We start from the raw sequence: 14758 nt of genomic DNA on the forward strand, positions 1-14758 counted from the left end.
TAGGACAGCCGCATACTCGTCAGGGACTTTCGATCACCTTCTTCCTGGAAAACACAGTCGAGCGGACAGGAATGCGACATTGAAGCATGTAAGCTTGAGATCTCCGGAAGAGAGTGATTTCGAATTTCTCGCTTCGCTTCGCAGAGATTCTGCGCTGCAGGCTCTGCTTCTCAATGTGGTGGCGTCGACGGATGACGGCGCGGTCGCCGAATGGCTGGAACGCCGGAAAACCGACCCCAATGGCTGTTTCATGGTGATTGCGGACAGCGAGACGGACGAGCCGATCGGCTTTGCGCAGATCACCAACATCCACCATCGCAACCGGCATGGCTTTGCCGGCATCGTCATTGCGCAAAACGCCCAAGGCAAAGGCCTGGGACGCATTGCAATGGAGAGCCTCGTTGCCATGGCGAAAGAAAAGCACCACCTGGAAAAAATACTTCTGGAAGTCAGAGCGGATAACCTCGTCGCGCGCTCCCTCTATCAATCCATAGGGTTTAGGACTGTAGGAACATTACGAAGCCATTTTCGTACGGAAGACAATATGTATGATGTCGTATTGATGGAGAAACAATTATAAAACTATATTTAAACTTGAGCAATTTTATACTCGATCTCCTTTAAACAGGGCTGCAACCTGCCTGATGGCAACACGAGTGATCTTCCCCACCCGGGCAACTCTTTTTCCGACATAGAAAAAAGTAATTCCCCTCAGGGCGAGCCTCCTTATTCCACGAAATCCGGCTTCATCAATATTGTGGAGGCAAGCCTTCCAATAGGCTCGTCGCAGCCGGATAAGATGCATGGCCGGCACGATCCTCATCGAGCGATTGGCCTCCTTCCAGATGACCCTCTGAGAAAATTGAGCCTCAGGTGCCATCGCAACGGCTCTGCGTATGAAAACCGGATACATCACCAGATGATCGGATCCCCAGGGGTCCGGATAGGCCCGATTTACATAATCCAATATTTCCCGCAGGGCTTCCGTCCGCCACATGCCGTAGAACCAGCTTGCATGGGACTTATAAAGAAGGTCGGAGATCTGTCGCAGTTGCGACCCCCGCAGCTCTCGGGGACGTGCGACGGCATCAGGCCTGTCGCTTCGATAGGTCATCACGGTCGGAACGGCCAGCAAGGCATCCGGCTTGCGATTAAACGCCTCGACCAGTCGCTCGACATAATCGGCCGAGGACAGATCATCATGCGCACGCCATAGAAATAATGGTGTCTGCGCCGCGTCTACCAGGCCGCGGAAATTCTTGACAGGCCCGACATTCTCCGGTCGGCGCAAATATGTAATTCTATCGTCGGTTGCTGCATATCGCTCGACGATGGCCTGCGTGCCATCCGTTGAAGCATTGTCTGATATAATAACGCGAATATTCCTGTATGTCTGATTCAGTAAACAATCCAGACATTCCGCAATCATGTCTTCTGCATTATAGATAGGGATCCCTATAGTTACGCAGGGCTCTGACATGTTCACGGGCTCCACCGGACATCAATCGCTGCATCTCCTATTCCTTTGCCGCAATGCCCGCAACTGGCAATTCAGGCACCGGCCCCGCCTTTCTGATCGCGCTGGCGTCGCTTAGTCGGCCGCGGTATGTATCGCCCGCCACTCATATAGAGCCGAGTCCCCGTGATCATTGCTCCCGAACGCATCCCCGTCGCAGGCCCCTCCATCACAGACAGAGAAGCGGAGCTCGCCGCCGAGGCGGCCCGTACGGCATGGTACGCCAACCACTATGCCTACAATGCGCGTTTCGAGCGCATGATGGCCGACTATGTTGGCGTGAAACATGCCGTCAGCGTACCACATGCAACGGCAGCCCTGCATCTCATCCTGGCCGCGCTCGGCATCGGCCCGGGCGACGAGGTGATCGTACCCGACGTGACCTGGATCGCCTCGGTTGCGCCGATCACCTATGTCGGCGCCGAACCCGTGCTCGTCGACATTCTGCCGGACACGTGGTGCATCGATCCCCGTGCCGCGGAGGCTGCCATCGGTCCCAGGACCAAAGCAATCCTGGGCGTGGATCTCTATGGTTCCATGTGCGACTGGCGGGCTCTGCAGGACATTGCCGACAGGCACGGCATCCATCTCATCGAAGATTCGGCCGAGGCCCTCGGCTCCCGCTATCACGGCCGCCGGGCGGGCAGCTTCGGGCGGGCGGCAGCCTTCAGCTTCCACGGCTCGAAGACCGTGGCCACCGGCGAAGGCGGCATGCTGGTGACCGATGACGACGATCTCCACCAGCGCGTGCTCTGCCTGCGCGATCACGGCCGCGCGCCCGGCGATCATCGCCTGTTCATCAACCAGGAGATCGCCTTCAAATATCGCATGAACGGCGTCACGGCGGCGCTCGGCGTTGCGCAGATGGAACGCATCGACACGCTGATCGCCCATAAGCGCGCCATTTTCGGCTGGTACCGGCAGCGGCTCGGCGGGCTGAACGGCGTCACCCTCAACGCCGAGCCCGAGGGGAGCGAGAACTCCTTCTGGATGGTGACGGTGGTGCTCGATCCTGCGCTCGGTCTCGACAAGTTCAGCCTGATGGCCGAATTCGACAAGCGCAACATTGATACGCGCCCCTTCTTCTCGCCGCTGTCGAGCATGCAGGCCTTCGCCGATCGCCCGTCGGCCAAACGCCTGGTGACGCCGCATGACAAGGGGCAGGCAATCGCCAAACACGGCATCAATCTGCCGTCGGGCTACAATATGACCGAAGACAAGGCTGATATCGTCGCTGGCGCCTTGCGCGAAATTCTCGCAGGCAGGGCCTGACGCTCATGGCGGCGGCGCAGCCCTCACGCCGCTGATCGATGCCGCGAGAGCGCCTTGCCGCTCCTCTCCCGAATGGCCCTCCCTGGGATTGAACGACAACAACATAAGCCACCCAGCCTGTCCGTTTCGGCCCTTTTATCGCCTCTGAAAAGTAAATCGATATAACTTCCGCAACGGATGCTCCGATTCAATTTCGTACTGGACAGCGGCGAAATTGTTTGTAGCATCCTACCTCGTTAACAAAGACGCTACTGAGGTTGTGGGCGCCATTTCTGCCAGGCGTTGCTTCACATAGTAACCAAGTGCAGATTTCGCTTGCGAAAGCTTGGCGTTTCGAGAAATCGGTGAACGGGGGAAGAAGCATTGCTTCTTCCCCCGTTTTCGTAGTCGGCCTTTCAGGTTCGAGGAATCGCTTTACCAAAATACCGCTTGTCATTCGGCGACAACCGAGAAACACGGCATTGCGGCATGAAGGAGCGCGTATTTCCACTTTTGCTGCCTTTCCGTGATCGCCAGCGCCTTCTTCAATAGTACGGCCTTGCCGATGGTCACGATCGCGTCCGCAACGCGCTCGAAGCCTTGAGTCGGGCTCTCGCCGAAAGGAAGATCGCGGTGCCGGCCGAATGAGCCCAGCCGAATCCGCGCGAACGTTGCCTCTGTCGACGATGGATAACGCCCTCTCCTAAAGAGGTATCCGGATCGACTTCCTGTCGGCGGCCAAACCTGCTAGATCTATTCCAATCTATGCATTTACCTAAAAATGCCTTGTCCTCGCCCGCTGCGGGGCTCGCGCGCTATTCGCGCCCTTCTAGCCAATCCGTCAAATTCGACATGTCATATTTGACGGAGTGTGCTCCTAGTGCCGCCCGTCTAGATTGACCTTGCGAACGGCGCAGCGATCTCCAAACAGATCCCCTCCATGCTGTGCTGTTCGCACCTTCGCTCGGTTCTCTCGATACCCTCCCAAGCCCGCGCAGCGGGCTTCTTTTTGTGATCGGCAAGTCGGACAGAAGTTTGAAATTTCGAATGATATCAACTCGGTAGGCTGTTTTAGCCCAGAACGGTTTGGAAGATCATTGGCATTTTGAGGCCTGACAATGGCGCTCTCTCCCTTATCGTCCCCCCTGAACGACCGGCAAAATCGCGAGCCGGACCAGCCCCGTGAAATCCTGCCGCTCGCCGAGTCCGGCCATCCGGCGAAGTTTATAGCCGACGTCTTTCCCTTCCAGGCCAGGGACCCGCCAGACCCCTCTTTCCATCCCTGTTTTCCCTGGCTTGACGCCCCCTCCGGCCGGCGCATTGCTGGCCGGTTTCCTCCTCCGACCAAGAAAGTAGCCTGACGTGGAAGCTCGCCTCGATCCTCTCGCACTCGACAGAATGTTCCATGCGCTCGCCGATACCAGCCGTCGCACCATGGTCGATCGTCTTGCCCGCGGACCAGCCTCTGTCAGCGAACTCGCCCTCCCCCTCTCGATGGGCATGCCCGCGGTGCTCAAGCATCTCGGCGTGCTCGAAGCCGGGGGTATCGTCGTCTCCGAGAAGGCCGGCCGTGTGCGCACCTACCGCATGACGCCGCATGCCTTGGCCCTGGCCGAAAGCTGGGTCGCCGAACGGATGGCCCTGCACGACCACGCCGTCGATCACGCCGTCGATGATGCTCCCCTGCCGGTGAAGCTGCCGGAACGCTCCCTGGTGGCGCAGATTCGGTCGGTCGAAGCCAGATAGGCCTCCCCTGCCAAGGGGAGCCGGCGCGGGCGCCGTTCAGGTGCCCGCCCGTTTCGACGTGATGAACGCCACGAATTGCCTGAGTTCGCGGCCGACATGCTCCGCAACCGGGCAATTGGGCTCAAAGCCCCACCAGGCGAGCGAGCCCTGCCATTGCGAAGCCATCAATTGGCCAAGCCCCTGGCGCCTGCCGCCCTGCTCAGCCAGACAGGTATCGAGCACGCCGACGAGCGTATCCCGCCAGCGCGCGCCCCGCGCCCGCAACAGGGGATCGCGCAGATCCTCCCTCAGGATCAGCAATCCTTCGGCGTAGGATTCGATGGCGCCGTAGTCGCTGGAAAGAGCTACCAGCAGATCGACCGCGCCCGCCGGCGTGCGGTCAATACCGGCCGCCAGCTGCGAGGTTTTTTCGTCCAGACGATCCCAGGCATGGAGCAAGGCCGCCTGCTTGAGCTGCGCCTTGCTGCCGAAGCGCTGCACCAAGGTTGCGGCCGCCAAACCACAAGCCTGCGCCAATCCCGCAAATGTCAGAGCCTCAGGCCCTTTGGTGTGCAGAAGCTGCAGGGCAGCCTCCAGCACGGTCTGATCAGGCAACGTCTTGGGGCGAGTCATCTTGACATCCAATTATAAACGAATGATCATTTATATATAGGTTTGAGCTCCGGGAAAAGATGCTTGCCTGCGAAACCAGGAGTACTCCATGCTTGACGGAAAGATTGCACTGGTTGCCGGCGGCACGCGTGGCGCCGGCCGGGGCATTGCCATCGAACTGGGGGCTGCAGGCGCGACGGTCTACGTCACCGGCCGCAGCACACGGAGGCAACGCTCGGAGTATGACAGGCCGGAAACCATCGAGGAGACGGCTGAATTGGTCAACGCGGCCGGCGGCCGGGGCATCGCCATCCGTGTCGACCATCTCCTACCTGACGAGGTGCGCGGCCTGGTGAACCGGATTCAAACTGAACAAGGCCGCCTGGATATTCTCGTCAACGACATCTGGGGCGGCGAGAAATTGTTCGAATGGAACAAGGCTGTCTGGGAACACGATCTCGACAAGGGATTGCGCCTGCTGCGCCTGGGCATCGACACCCATCTGATCACCGCGCATCATGCCCTGCCCCTGCTGATCGAACGCCCCGGCGGGCTGCTTGTGGAGATGACGGATGGAACGGCCGGCTACAATGCCGACCATTATCGTCTCTCGCCCTTCTACGATCTGGTCAAGTCAGCCGTGATCCGTCTTGCCTGGGCGCATGCCAAGGACCTTGCCAAACACGGTGCCACCTCGGTAGCGCTCACCCCGGGCTGGCTGCGCTCGGAAATGATGCTGGAGGCTTTCGGTGTCACGGAAGAGAATTGGCGGGATGCCACGGCAGCGGTACCGCATTTCGTCATTTCGGAAACGCCCCGCTTCGTCGGCCGCGCCGTAGCAGCCCTCGCGGCCGATACCGAAAAGAATCGCTGGAACGGTCAGTCTCTTTCGAGCGGACAGCTGGCGCGAATCTATGGTTTCACCGATCTTGACGGCTCCCAGCCCGACGCTTGGCGCTACATTCCGGAGGTCGAAGAAGCCGGAAAGCCGGCCGATGCGACCGGTTATCGATAGGACGTGTCGTCAGTTATGGTTTTGACCTTACCGCCTACGGCGCGGCGCTTTTGGCCGATTGGCGCGGCGCTTTTGGCCGATTGGCGCGTCGCGTATCGTAGCAAGCAGAGAGGCTTGCGTCCTCGCTCTTCCGCACACTTGCTTGGCAAGTGCGAACACACTCGGCCAAAATCGCTCCCGTCCAACCCGACACCATAACTGACGACACGTCTTAGGTTCCTCATGGCCATGCCTGCCTCTGCCGAAACCACAGGATCTGCCCGCGGCATCCTGGCCATGATCATCGCGATGGTGAGCGTGCCGACCGTCGACGGCATCGCCAAATATCTGAGCGCGGACTATTCGCCCTTCTTTATCGGCTGGGCGCGCTACGCGGTCGCCGGCCTGGCGGTCCTGCCTCTCTCGGCCCTCCTCCATGGCCGGAAGATGTTCCCATCGGAGCATCTCGCCTCCCATGCCGCGCGCACCGTCTTCCTGGTCGCCGCGATGACGCTATATTTCCTGGCCATCGCCCGCATCCCCTTGGCGACGGCCCTCTGCGCCTATTTCGTCGGCCCCATCCTGGCGGTCGCGCTTTCGGTCGTCGTGCTCAAGGAACGCCTGACCCTGACCAAGGGCACCAGCCTTGCCTTGGGCTTCGTCGGCTCGGTCATCATCCTCCAGCCTGGCGGCGCCATCGAACCCGGCATCCTGCTCGCCCTTGCCTCGGGCATCTGCTTCGCCTTCTACCTGATCGCCACCCGGCGGGCGGCACAACGGAGCGACCCCGTCAAGACGCTGGCTTTCCAATGCCTCGTCGGTGCGGCGCTGCTCACGCCGCAGGCCGTGCTTTCCTGGTCCGCGCCCGCCGCCGATCATCTCCTGCTCTTCGCCGGCCTCGGGCTGATCTCCGCGGTCTGTCACCTGCTCTCCATCATCGCCTTCCGGCTCGCCGATGCCTCGACCCTGGCACCCCTCGTCTATGCCGAACTCGTCGGTGCCGCGATCGTCGGCTATCTTGCCTTCGGCGATATACCGGATGTGGTGACGCTGCTCGGCGCGGCCTTCGTCATTGCGGCCGGGCTCGTCTTGCTGTTGCGCCCGTCTGCTGTCTGACACGCGGCGAGGCAGCAGCAAGACCCGGGCTATTCCCCAGCGAATATCCAGGGTTGTCGCGGGCCAGACGAGCCAGTTTACTCGCATCATCACGAATCTCGGCACCAGCCGGGACGCCCATAGGGGAAGTCCACATGAAGCCCGCACTGAGACTGATCGCCCTCGTCCTCCCGCTCACGGCCGGCCTTCTGAGTGGTGCTGCCCGCCCTGCCCTGGCCGAGACCGTGCTTCACAAGGGCAATGGTGCCGAAGCCCAGACTCTCGATCCGACCCACAGCTCGATCATCGCCGAGCAGTTCATCCTGAAGGACCTGTTCGAGGGTCTCACCATTTTCGATGCTGCCGGCAAGATCGCGCCGGGGGCGGCCGAGAGTTGGACGATCTCTCCCGACGGCCTCGTCTATACCTTCAAGCTGCGCCCCAACGCCAAATGGTCCAATGGCGATCCGGTCACGGCCGCCGATTTCGTCTTCAGCTTCCGACGGCTCGAGGATCCCAAGGAAGCCGCCAGCCTCGCCAACCTGTTCTTTCCGATCAAGAATGCCGAAGCCGTGAATGGCGGCAAGGCCGGCGTCGACACGCTGGGCGTCAAGGCCCTCGACGACAGGACGCTGGAGATCACGCTGGAACGGCCAACGCCTTATCTCCTGCAGCTTCTCGCCAATCAGGCCGCCCTGCCGGTGCATCAGGCCTCGGTCGAGAAGCTCAAGGCGGATTTTACCAAGCCGGGCAATCTGATCTCCAACGGCGCTTACGTCCTGACCGAGAACCTCGCCAATGATCACGTCACGCTGGTGAAGAACCCGCATTACTGGGATGCCGCCAATGTCCGCATCGACAAGGTGATCTCCTATCCGATCGACGACCAGGCCTCCGCCCAGCGGCGCTTCCTGGCCGGGGAACTCGACATGACCTTCGAGTTCGCGGCGGACCAGCTGAAATTCCTCAAGGAGAAGGTGGGCGATCAGGTCCATGTCTCCCCGAACCTGACCAATGAATATTACGCCTTCGACACCCGCACCCCGCCTTTCGACGATGTGCGGGTTCGGCGCGCTCTGTCGATGGCGGTCGATCGCGATTTCCTGGCCGAGAAGATTTTCTCGGGAACCCGCGTCGGCAGCTACAGCTTCGTTCCCGCCGGCCTGCCCGGCTATACCCCCGCCAAGCCGGATTTTGCGGACAGGTCTCAGCTCGATCGCGAGGACGCCGCCAAGGACCTGCTCAAGCAGGCGGGATTCGGCGAGGGCGGCAAGCCGCTGAAACTCACCATCCGTTTCGGCACCAACGACAATAATCGCCGGATCGCTACCGCCGTAGCCGACATGTGGAAAGCGCTCGGCGTCGAGGTCTCCCTGCTCAATTCGGACAGCAAGTCCCACTACGCCTTCCTGCGCGACGGCGGAACCTTCGAAGTGGCGCGCGCGGCATGGGTGGCCGACTATGCCGACGCGGAAAACTTCCTTGCGCTACCGACGACGGCCAACAAGGCGTTCAACTATTCCCATTTCGCCAGCCCGGACTATGACGCGCTGGTCGCCAAATCCTATGCCGAAACCGATCCGGCCAAGCGCCTGAAGATCCTGGAGGATGCCGAAGCGCTGCTGGCGCGCGAGCAGCCCGTCGCCCCCCTGCTCTCCAACGCCGATCTCTGGCTGGTCTCGAACAAGGTGAAGGGATGGCAGGACAACGCCGCCAACGAGCACCTGACACGCTTCCTCAGCAAGGAATAATCGGAGGCCGGTCTTCAGACCGGCCACTTTCAGAGTGTTGGGTCTGAAGTCCGGATGGGGCAGAGCAACTCCTCATCCGCCCCCTCGGGGCACCTTCTCCCGCAAGGGCTATCCGATTCACACATCGCAGTATCGCCATTATATGGCGCCGAAAATCCTTCCCCGACGTCGGGGAAGGTGGTGATGCGAAGCGTCGACGGAAGGGGGAGAGTGGCGCCAGCAGGCCTGACGATGGCGAGATCGCGCCACTCTCCCCCACCCGCCCCGGCTTTGCCGGGCCACCCTCCCCGAAGCCGGGGAGGGATTCACGCGCTTTACTTGTCTCAGTTGAGATGTGTGGTTTCGATAGCAAGGGGAGAAGGCCGATCGGCGAGCGTAGCGCCATCCCTCATGATTGCCTTCTCCCCTTGCGGGAGAAGGTGCCGGCAGGCGGATGAGGGGTCGCAATGCCTCATCCCGGCCTTTTTCGCTGCTTGTTCGAAACTCCTTGTTGAGGGCTGGTCCAAAGACCAGCCTTCTTTATACAGCCAGGCCGAATTCGGCGGCGCTGTCGCTCAGCCAATGCCAAAAGCTGCCGGCCATGCTGCGGAACAGGGCGATCTCGTAGGTCGGCGTTTCATCGAGCTGCCAAAGTGTCACGCCGATGTGCGAGCAGGCAGTCACGGCGGCATCGCCTGGTGCGAACGCACGCGGATGCAGGTCGATGTCCAGGCCCTTGGCGAACATATCGCGGACATGCGGGCCTGAGACCTTCAGCACAGCATAGCCGGAGGTCTGGTCGGTTACCGACGCGAGCGTGCCCACGGCCTCGATCAAATCCGAGACGAGCAGATTGGGTTCGCCCGCCTCGCGCGTGACCAGCCAGGCCGACGGCCCGGTGCCCAGGGCGGCGAGCGTACCGGACACGACCCGCTTGGGGCTATCGGGCAATCGCAAGCCATAGGCGGCCTGCATGCGCGCGGCCAAGGCCCCCTCCTGGCCCTTGCGGGCCGCCAGGGTGACGATTTCCAGGCCCGAGCGATCCTGCACGGTGACGCCTGCTCCCGTTCCGACCGGTTTGAGCAGGCCGGCAAAGGCGCTACGGGACTCCAAACGCCCTGCACTGATGGCGTCAAACATGGAGACGGCTCCCTTCAGGATCAAAGAAGATGGGTGAGACGACCTCGACCTCGATATCGCCGTTGCGCACCGGATCATAGGCGCGGATCACCTCGCCGTGGCGGGACGGGCCGTTCGCTAGCAGGCCAAGGCCGATCCAGCTTTCGAGCATCGGCGAATAGATCACCGAGGTTGCAAAGCCCTCGTCATTGGCCGCAACGGAGGCGGCACCCTTCCTGAGGAAATGCGAGCCGGCCCGCAGCCGATCCGCCGGGTTGACCGGCTTGACGCCGACGAGGCCGGGCCGATCCGGGGCCACCAGGGCAGGACGCTGGGCCAGGACACGACCGATATAGTCCTTCTTGGTCGACATCATCTTGCCGAGGCCGAGATCGCGAGCCGTGGTCTGGCCGTTGAGCTCGTTGCCGGCGACATGGCCCTTCTCCACGCGCATGACGCCAAGGGCTTCGGTGCCATAGGCGCAGCCGCCCATCTCCTCGGCCAGCGTCATCAGCGCCTTGAGCAGAGCAAGGCCGTAATGGGCGGGCACCGCGATCTCGAAGGCGAGTTCGCCCGAGAAGGAGAGCCGGTAGAGGCGCGAGGCGACATTGCCGAGCTGCAGCGTGGCGCATCCCATATAGGGGAAGGCTTCGTTCGACAGATCGGCGCTCGAGCCATAGAGTTTCTGCAGCAATTCCCGGGCCTTCGGCCCGGCCACCGCATATTGCGACCATTGCTCGGTGATCGAGGACAGCGAGACGTCGAGTTCGGGCCAGAGCGTCTGGCGGCAGAATTCGAGGTGCTGCATCACCTTCACGGCATTGGCCGTGGTGGTCGAGATCACATAATGATCCGGCGCGAAGCGGGCCGCCGTGCCGTCGTCCATGACGAAACCGTCTTCGCGCAGCATCAGGCCGTAGCGGCATTTGCCGACCGCGACCGTCGAGAAGGTATTGATATAGACGCGATCGAGGAAGGCGCCGGCATCAGACCCCTTGATGTCGATCTTGCCGAGAGTCGAGACATCGCACACGCCGACGATCGAACGGGTGGTCTTGACCTCGCGGCAGACACTTTCCAGCCAGTCCTTCTCGCCGGGACGCGAGAACCATTGCGGGCGCAGCCACTGGCCGGCTTCCACCATGGTGGCGCCGTTCGCCATTGCCCATTCATGGCCCGCGGTGAGGCGCGTCGCCTTGAAATGCTTGTCGCGATGGGGGCCAGCCAGAGCACCGATTGCCACCGGGAAATGCGGCGGCCGCGAAACCGTGGTGCCGACCTCGGTCATCGAACGGCCGAGCAGGCCCGCCATCATGGCATGCCCGGCAATGTTCGACGTCTTGCCCTGATCGGTCGCCATGCCCAGCGTGGTGTAGCGCTTGAGGTGTTCGACCGAACGGAAGCCTTCGCGATGGGCGATCTCGATGTCCTTGGCCGTGACGTCGTTCTGCTGGTCGACGAAGGCCTTGCTCTTGGTCTCGGCGACATGCCAGAGCGGCTTGAGGCCGACAGGCTCGTCGTCGCAGGCCGGGATCGGGGCCTGGCCGGCGGAGAAACCGCAATCGCCGGCCGCCGCGCGGCCCGCTTGTGCACCGGCCCGCAGGCAGGCGCCCAGCGAGAAAACGCCGTTGGCGGCGCCGACCACCGTCATGCCGTCGGGCAGATCGCCCGGCACGAAGGCGGCCAGTTCGTCCGACCAGCGCGGCCGTGCGCCTTTATGGGTGGTGAGTGCGACCTGCGGGTTCCAGCCGCCGGAGACCGCCAGAAAATCGGCGGGAATGCTCTCGCGCTTGCGCCCGGCGATCACCTCGACGGACTTGATGCCCTGGGTTCCACCCTTGGCATCGGTCACGCTTGCTCCGAGCAAAGTGCGTGTTCCGGCCTTGCCGGCCCAGCCGGACACCGCCGCGTCGACCTGCGAGCGCGGATCGACGATAGCGGCTACGGTCACGCCGGCGGCCACGAGATCGGCCGCCGTGCGCCAGCCATCGTCACTGGTGGTGAACACCACGGCCTGGTGGCCCGGCGCAACGCCGTAGCGATTGAGATAGCTGCGCGTTGCCGAGGCGAGCATCACGCCCGGCCGGTCGTTGCCGCCGAAGACGATGGGACGCTCGATGGCCCCCATGGCATTGACGCAGCGCTTGGCCGTGATGTGCCAGAGGCGCTGGCGCGGCTGATGCGCGGGCGGGACCGGCAGATGATCCGACACCCGTTCCAGGGCGCCATAGGTGCCGGTGTCGTAGACGCCGAACACCTGGGTGCGCTTGAAGATGCGCACTTCCGGCATGGAAGCCAGTTCCGCTTCGATATCGGCGGCAAAGACCGCGGCGGACCTGCCGCCGACCTCGTGCCGTTCGCTCAAGAGGCGCCCGCCGAGGCGGAAATCGTCCTCGCACAGAATGACACGGGCACCGGCACGGCCGGCTTCCAGGGCCGCCATCAGGCCGGCGGGACCGGCGCCGATCACCAGCACGTCACAGAAGGCGGCGGCTTTCTCGTAATGATCCGGGTCGGGCAATTGGCTGGCGCTGCCAAGGCCGGCAGCCCGGCGGATCATCGGCTCGTAGAGCTTTTCCCAAAGGGCCGCCGGCCACATGAAGGTCTTGTAGTAGAAGCCGCCGACAAAGATCGGGCCGGCCAACTGGTTCACCGACAGCAGGTCGAATTTCAGCGAGGGCCAACGGTTCTGGCTCGCAGCCTCCAGGCCGTCGAACAACTCGACCGTCGTCGCCTTGGTGTTGGGCTCGCGGCGGGCGCCGGTGCGCAGCTCGACCAGGGCGTTGGGCTCCTCCGGCCCGGCGGTGAAGATGCCGCGCGGGCGGTGATACTTGAACGAGCGCCCGACCAGGCGAATGCCGTTGGCGAGCAGAGCCGAGGCCAGCGTGTCGCCGCTGAGCCCCTCATAGCTGTTGCCGTCGAAGCGGAACCGCACGCTATGGCTGCGGTCGACCAGGCCTGCGGACGGCAGGCGGAAGGAAACGGCCTCGCTCATGATGCGGCTCCCGACGTTTGAGGCATCACCAGTTCAGCCTTTTCGATTGCATGGGTCTTGGTGTTGCGGCGGACCTTGAGCCAGGAACGGCAGCCCGAGCCGTGATACCAGAACTCCTCATGCGCTCCCTCGGGATTGTCGCGCAGATAGGCATATTCGTAGAACTGCTTGCCGGCGTCCGGCGCCGAGGCATCCGGCCGGCTTGGCCCGGCATCGCCCAGATAGGTGAATTCGTGCACGCCGCGCGCACCACAATAGGGACAGGCAATCCGCATCGAACCGTGCCTCAGTGAAGATTGGGTTGGGCGCCCTGGCCCTTTTCGTCGATCACCGCTCCGGTCTCGAAGCGATTGAGCCGATAGGCGGCAGCCACTTCATGGGGCTGATCCTTGGCGATGAGGTGGGCGAAGCACCAGCCCGAGGCTGGGGTCGCCTTGAAGCCGCCATAGCACCAGCCGCAATTGAGATAGAGGCCGTCGATGCCGCTCTTGTCGATGATGGGCGAACCATCCATCGACATGTCCATGATGCCGCCCCAGCTGCGCAGCAGCCTGAGACGACCGATCATCGGCATCACCGCCATGCCGCCTTCGCAGACATCCTCCACCACCGGCATGTTGCCGCGTTGGGCATAGGAATTGTAGCCGTCGATGTCGCCGCCGAAGACCAGGCCGCCCTTGTCGGACTGGCTGACATAGAAATGACCGGCGCCGAAGGTGATCACGCCCGGAATCAGCGGCTTGAGCCCCTCTGTAACGAAAGCCTGCAGCACATGGCTCTCGATCGGCAGGCGCAATCCCGCCATGGTGCCGACCTTGGAGGTATTGCCGGCCACCGCCATGCCGATCTTCTTGGCCCGGATGGTGCCGCGGGTGGTTTCGACACCGACGATCGCGCCGCCTTCGCGGACGAACCCCTTCACTTCGCAATTCTGGATGATGTCGACGCCGCGATCGCTGGCGGCACGCGCATAGCCCCAGGCCACCGCGTCATGACGCGCCGTGCCGCCGCGCCGCTGCAGCAAGCCGCCCTGGATCGGGAAACGGGCATTGTCGAAATTGAGGAAGGGCGCCATCGCCTTGACGCCGTCGCGGTCGAGCAATTCGGCATCGACGCCATGCAGGCGCATGGCGTTGCCGCGCCGGGCGAAGGCATCGCGCTGGGCGTCGGAATGATAGAGGTTCAGCACCCCGCGCTGGCTCATCATCGCATTGTAGTTGAGGTCCTGCTCCAGGCCCTCCCACAGCTTCATGGCATGCTCATAGAAGGGAATATTGCCCGGCAGCATGTAGTTCGAACGCACGATCGTGGTGTTGCGGCCGACATTGCCGCCGCCGATCCAGCCCTTCTCGATCACTGCGACATTGGTGATGCCGTGATTCTTGGCGAGGTAGTACGCCGTGGCCAGGCCATGGCCGCCGCCGCCAATGATGATCACCTCGTAATTGAGGCGCGGTTCGGCGTCACGCCAGGTCGGCGTCCAGCCGCGGTGGCCGTTCAGGGCATTCTTGAAAAGGGAGAACAGAGAGTAATGCATCGGGCTTCTTGCCGGAGAAGAGTACGGGAATCTTCGGTCATCCGGTCGCGTCCTCGCCCGGCGGGAAACGGATCCAAGGGCTTGCCGCAAGAAATTGCCGCCCAGCTATCCGCGTCCAAGACCAGGCCACGCCGGCACGATCAGCGCTTGTCGTCGAGAATCATAGATACCTCTGCCCCCAGCG

12 protein-coding genes are annotated in these 14758 nt (G+C 62.4%); 6 read left to right on the forward strand and 6 right to left on the reverse strand.

From position 1 onward, the window contains the following. Positions 1-79 precede the first annotated feature (79 nt). A complete protein-coding gene (locus C5L14_RS11365; RefSeq protein ID WP_181161128.1) occupies positions 80-580 on the forward strand; it encodes a GNAT family N-acetyltransferase in 501 nt (166 codons plus the stop codon). Positions 581-604: 24 nt separating this feature from the next. Here C5L14_RS11365 and C5L14_RS11370 read toward each other — a convergent pair whose 3' ends face one another. Continuing rightward, positions 605-1480, reverse strand: a complete 876-nt coding sequence (locus C5L14_RS11370; RefSeq protein ID WP_105862168.1) for a glycosyltransferase family 2 protein — start codon at positions 1478-1480, stop codon at positions 605-607. 162 nt (positions 1481-1642) lie between these two features. Between C5L14_RS11370 and C5L14_RS11375 the strand changes: the two genes are divergently transcribed. Together C5L14_RS11375 and C5L14_RS11380 are read left to right on the forward strand one after the other, a co-directional pair. Beyond that, positions 1643-2788, forward strand: a complete 1146-nt coding sequence (locus C5L14_RS11375) for a DegT/DnrJ/EryC1/StrS family aminotransferase (protein WP_105862169.1) — start codon at positions 1643-1645, stop codon at positions 2786-2788. Between the two features lie 1377 nt (positions 2789-4165). Further along, complete coding sequence (locus C5L14_RS11380) at positions 4166-4513, forward strand: ArsR/SmtB family transcription factor (RefSeq protein ID WP_105862170.1); 348 nt, start codon at positions 4166-4168, stop codon at positions 4511-4513. A 36-nt stretch (positions 4514-4549) separates the two neighbouring features. On the opposite strand, the gene C5L14_RS11385 is transcribed toward C5L14_RS11380, so the two are convergent. Further along, on the reverse strand, positions 4550-5125 hold the full coding sequence (locus tag C5L14_RS11385) for a TetR/AcrR family transcriptional regulator (protein WP_105862171.1): 576 nt from the start codon (positions 5123-5125) through the stop codon (positions 4550-4552). 88 nt (positions 5126-5213) lie between these two features. On the opposite strand from C5L14_RS11385, the gene C5L14_RS11390 reads away from it, so the two are divergent. The 3 genes from C5L14_RS11390 to C5L14_RS11400 all read left to right on the forward strand — a co-directional run bounded on the left by C5L14_RS11390 (position 5214) and on the right by C5L14_RS11400 (position 8944). Continuing rightward, the gene (locus C5L14_RS11390; RefSeq protein WP_105862172.1) at positions 5214-6119 is read left to right on the forward strand and encodes an SDR family oxidoreductase; all 906 of its coding nucleotides are present in this window, start codon (positions 5214-5216) and stop codon (positions 6117-6119) included. A gap of 228 nt (positions 6120-6347) precedes the next feature. Then, positions 6348-7214, forward strand: a complete 867-nt coding sequence (locus tag C5L14_RS11395) for a DMT family transporter (RefSeq protein ID WP_181161129.1) — start codon at positions 6348-6350, stop codon at positions 7212-7214. A gap of 134 nt (positions 7215-7348) precedes the next feature. Continuing rightward, the gene (locus C5L14_RS11400; protein WP_428832618.1) at positions 7349-8944 is read left to right on the forward strand and encodes a peptide ABC transporter substrate-binding protein; all 1596 of its coding nucleotides are present in this window, start codon (positions 7349-7351) and stop codon (positions 8942-8944) included. A 519-nt stretch (positions 8945-9463) separates the two neighbouring features. Here C5L14_RS11400 and C5L14_RS11405 read toward each other — a convergent pair. The 4 genes from C5L14_RS11405 to C5L14_RS11420 are packed head-to-tail and all read right to left on the reverse strand — an operon-like array spanning position 9464 to position 14574. Then, positions 9464-10063 carry a sarcosine oxidase subunit gamma gene (locus tag C5L14_RS11405; RefSeq protein ID WP_068291486.1) on the reverse strand — a complete coding sequence of 200 codons (600 nt, stop codon included), beginning with the start codon at positions 10061-10063 and terminating at the stop codon, positions 9464-9466. Beyond that, the gene (locus tag C5L14_RS11410; RefSeq protein ID WP_105862175.1) at positions 10056-13037 is read right to left on the reverse strand and encodes a sarcosine oxidase subunit alpha family protein; all 2982 of its coding nucleotides are present in this window, start codon (positions 13035-13037) and stop codon (positions 10056-10058) included. The genes C5L14_RS11405 and C5L14_RS11410 overlap by 8 nt, the downstream gene beginning before the upstream one ends. Continuing rightward, positions 13034-13312, reverse strand: a complete 279-nt coding sequence (locus C5L14_RS11415) for a sarcosine oxidase subunit delta (protein WP_105862176.1) — start codon at positions 13310-13312, stop codon at positions 13034-13036. Before C5L14_RS11415 ends, C5L14_RS11410 begins: the two co-directional genes overlap by 4 nt. A gap of 11 nt (positions 13313-13323) precedes the next feature. Next, positions 13324-14574 carry a sarcosine oxidase subunit beta family protein gene (locus C5L14_RS11420; protein WP_105862177.1) on the reverse strand — a complete coding sequence of 417 codons (1251 nt, stop codon included), beginning with the start codon at positions 14572-14574 and terminating at the stop codon, positions 13324-13326. Between the last annotated feature and the right edge of the window lie 184 nt (positions 14575-14758).

Origin of the sequence: Labrys okinawensis (assembly GCF_002982075.1) — a bacterium.
GTDB lineage: Bacteria > Pseudomonadota > Alphaproteobacteria > Rhizobiales > Labraceae > Labrys > Labrys okinawensis_A.

What these genes read in the sequence shown, in the direction of transcription:
- C5L14_RS11420 (WP_105862177.1), bottom strand. Translation starts at nt 14,574, where the DNA reads ATGCATTACTCTCTGTTCTCCCTTTTCAAGAATGCCCTGAACGGCCAC.
- C5L14_RS11390 (WP_105862172.1), top strand. Translation starts at nt 5,214, where the DNA reads ATGCTTGACGGAAAGATTGCACTGGTTGCCGGCGGCACGCGTGGCGCC.
- C5L14_RS11370 (WP_105862168.1), bottom strand. Translation starts at nt 1,480, where the DNA reads ATGTCAGAGCCCTGCGTAACTATAGGGATCCCTATCTATAATGCAGAA.
- C5L14_RS11385 (WP_105862171.1), bottom strand. Translation starts at nt 5,125, where the DNA reads ATGACTCGCCCCAAGACGTTGCCTGATCAGACCGTGCTGGAGGCTGCC.
- C5L14_RS11405 (WP_068291486.1), bottom strand. Translation starts at nt 10,063, where the DNA reads ATGTTTGACGCCATCAGTGCAGGGCGTTTGGAGTCCCGTAGCGCCTTT.
- C5L14_RS11415 (WP_105862176.1), bottom strand. Translation starts at nt 13,312, where the DNA reads ATGCGGATTGCCTGTCCCTATTGTGGTGCGCGCGGCGTGCACGAATTC.
- C5L14_RS11395 (WP_181161129.1), top strand. Translation starts at nt 6,348, where the DNA reads ATGCCTGCCTCTGCCGAAACCACAGGATCTGCCCGCGGCATCCTGGCC.
- C5L14_RS11380 (WP_105862170.1), top strand. Translation starts at nt 4,166, where the DNA reads ATGTTCCATGCGCTCGCCGATACCAGCCGTCGCACCATGGTCGATCGT.
- C5L14_RS11410 (WP_105862175.1), bottom strand. Translation starts at nt 13,037, where the DNA reads ATGAGCGAGGCCGTTTCCTTCCGCCTGCCGTCCGCAGGCCTGGTCGAC.
- C5L14_RS11400 (WP_428832618.1), top strand. Translation starts at nt 7,349, where the DNA reads ATGAAGCCCGCACTGAGACTGATCGCCCTCGTCCTCCCGCTCACGGCC.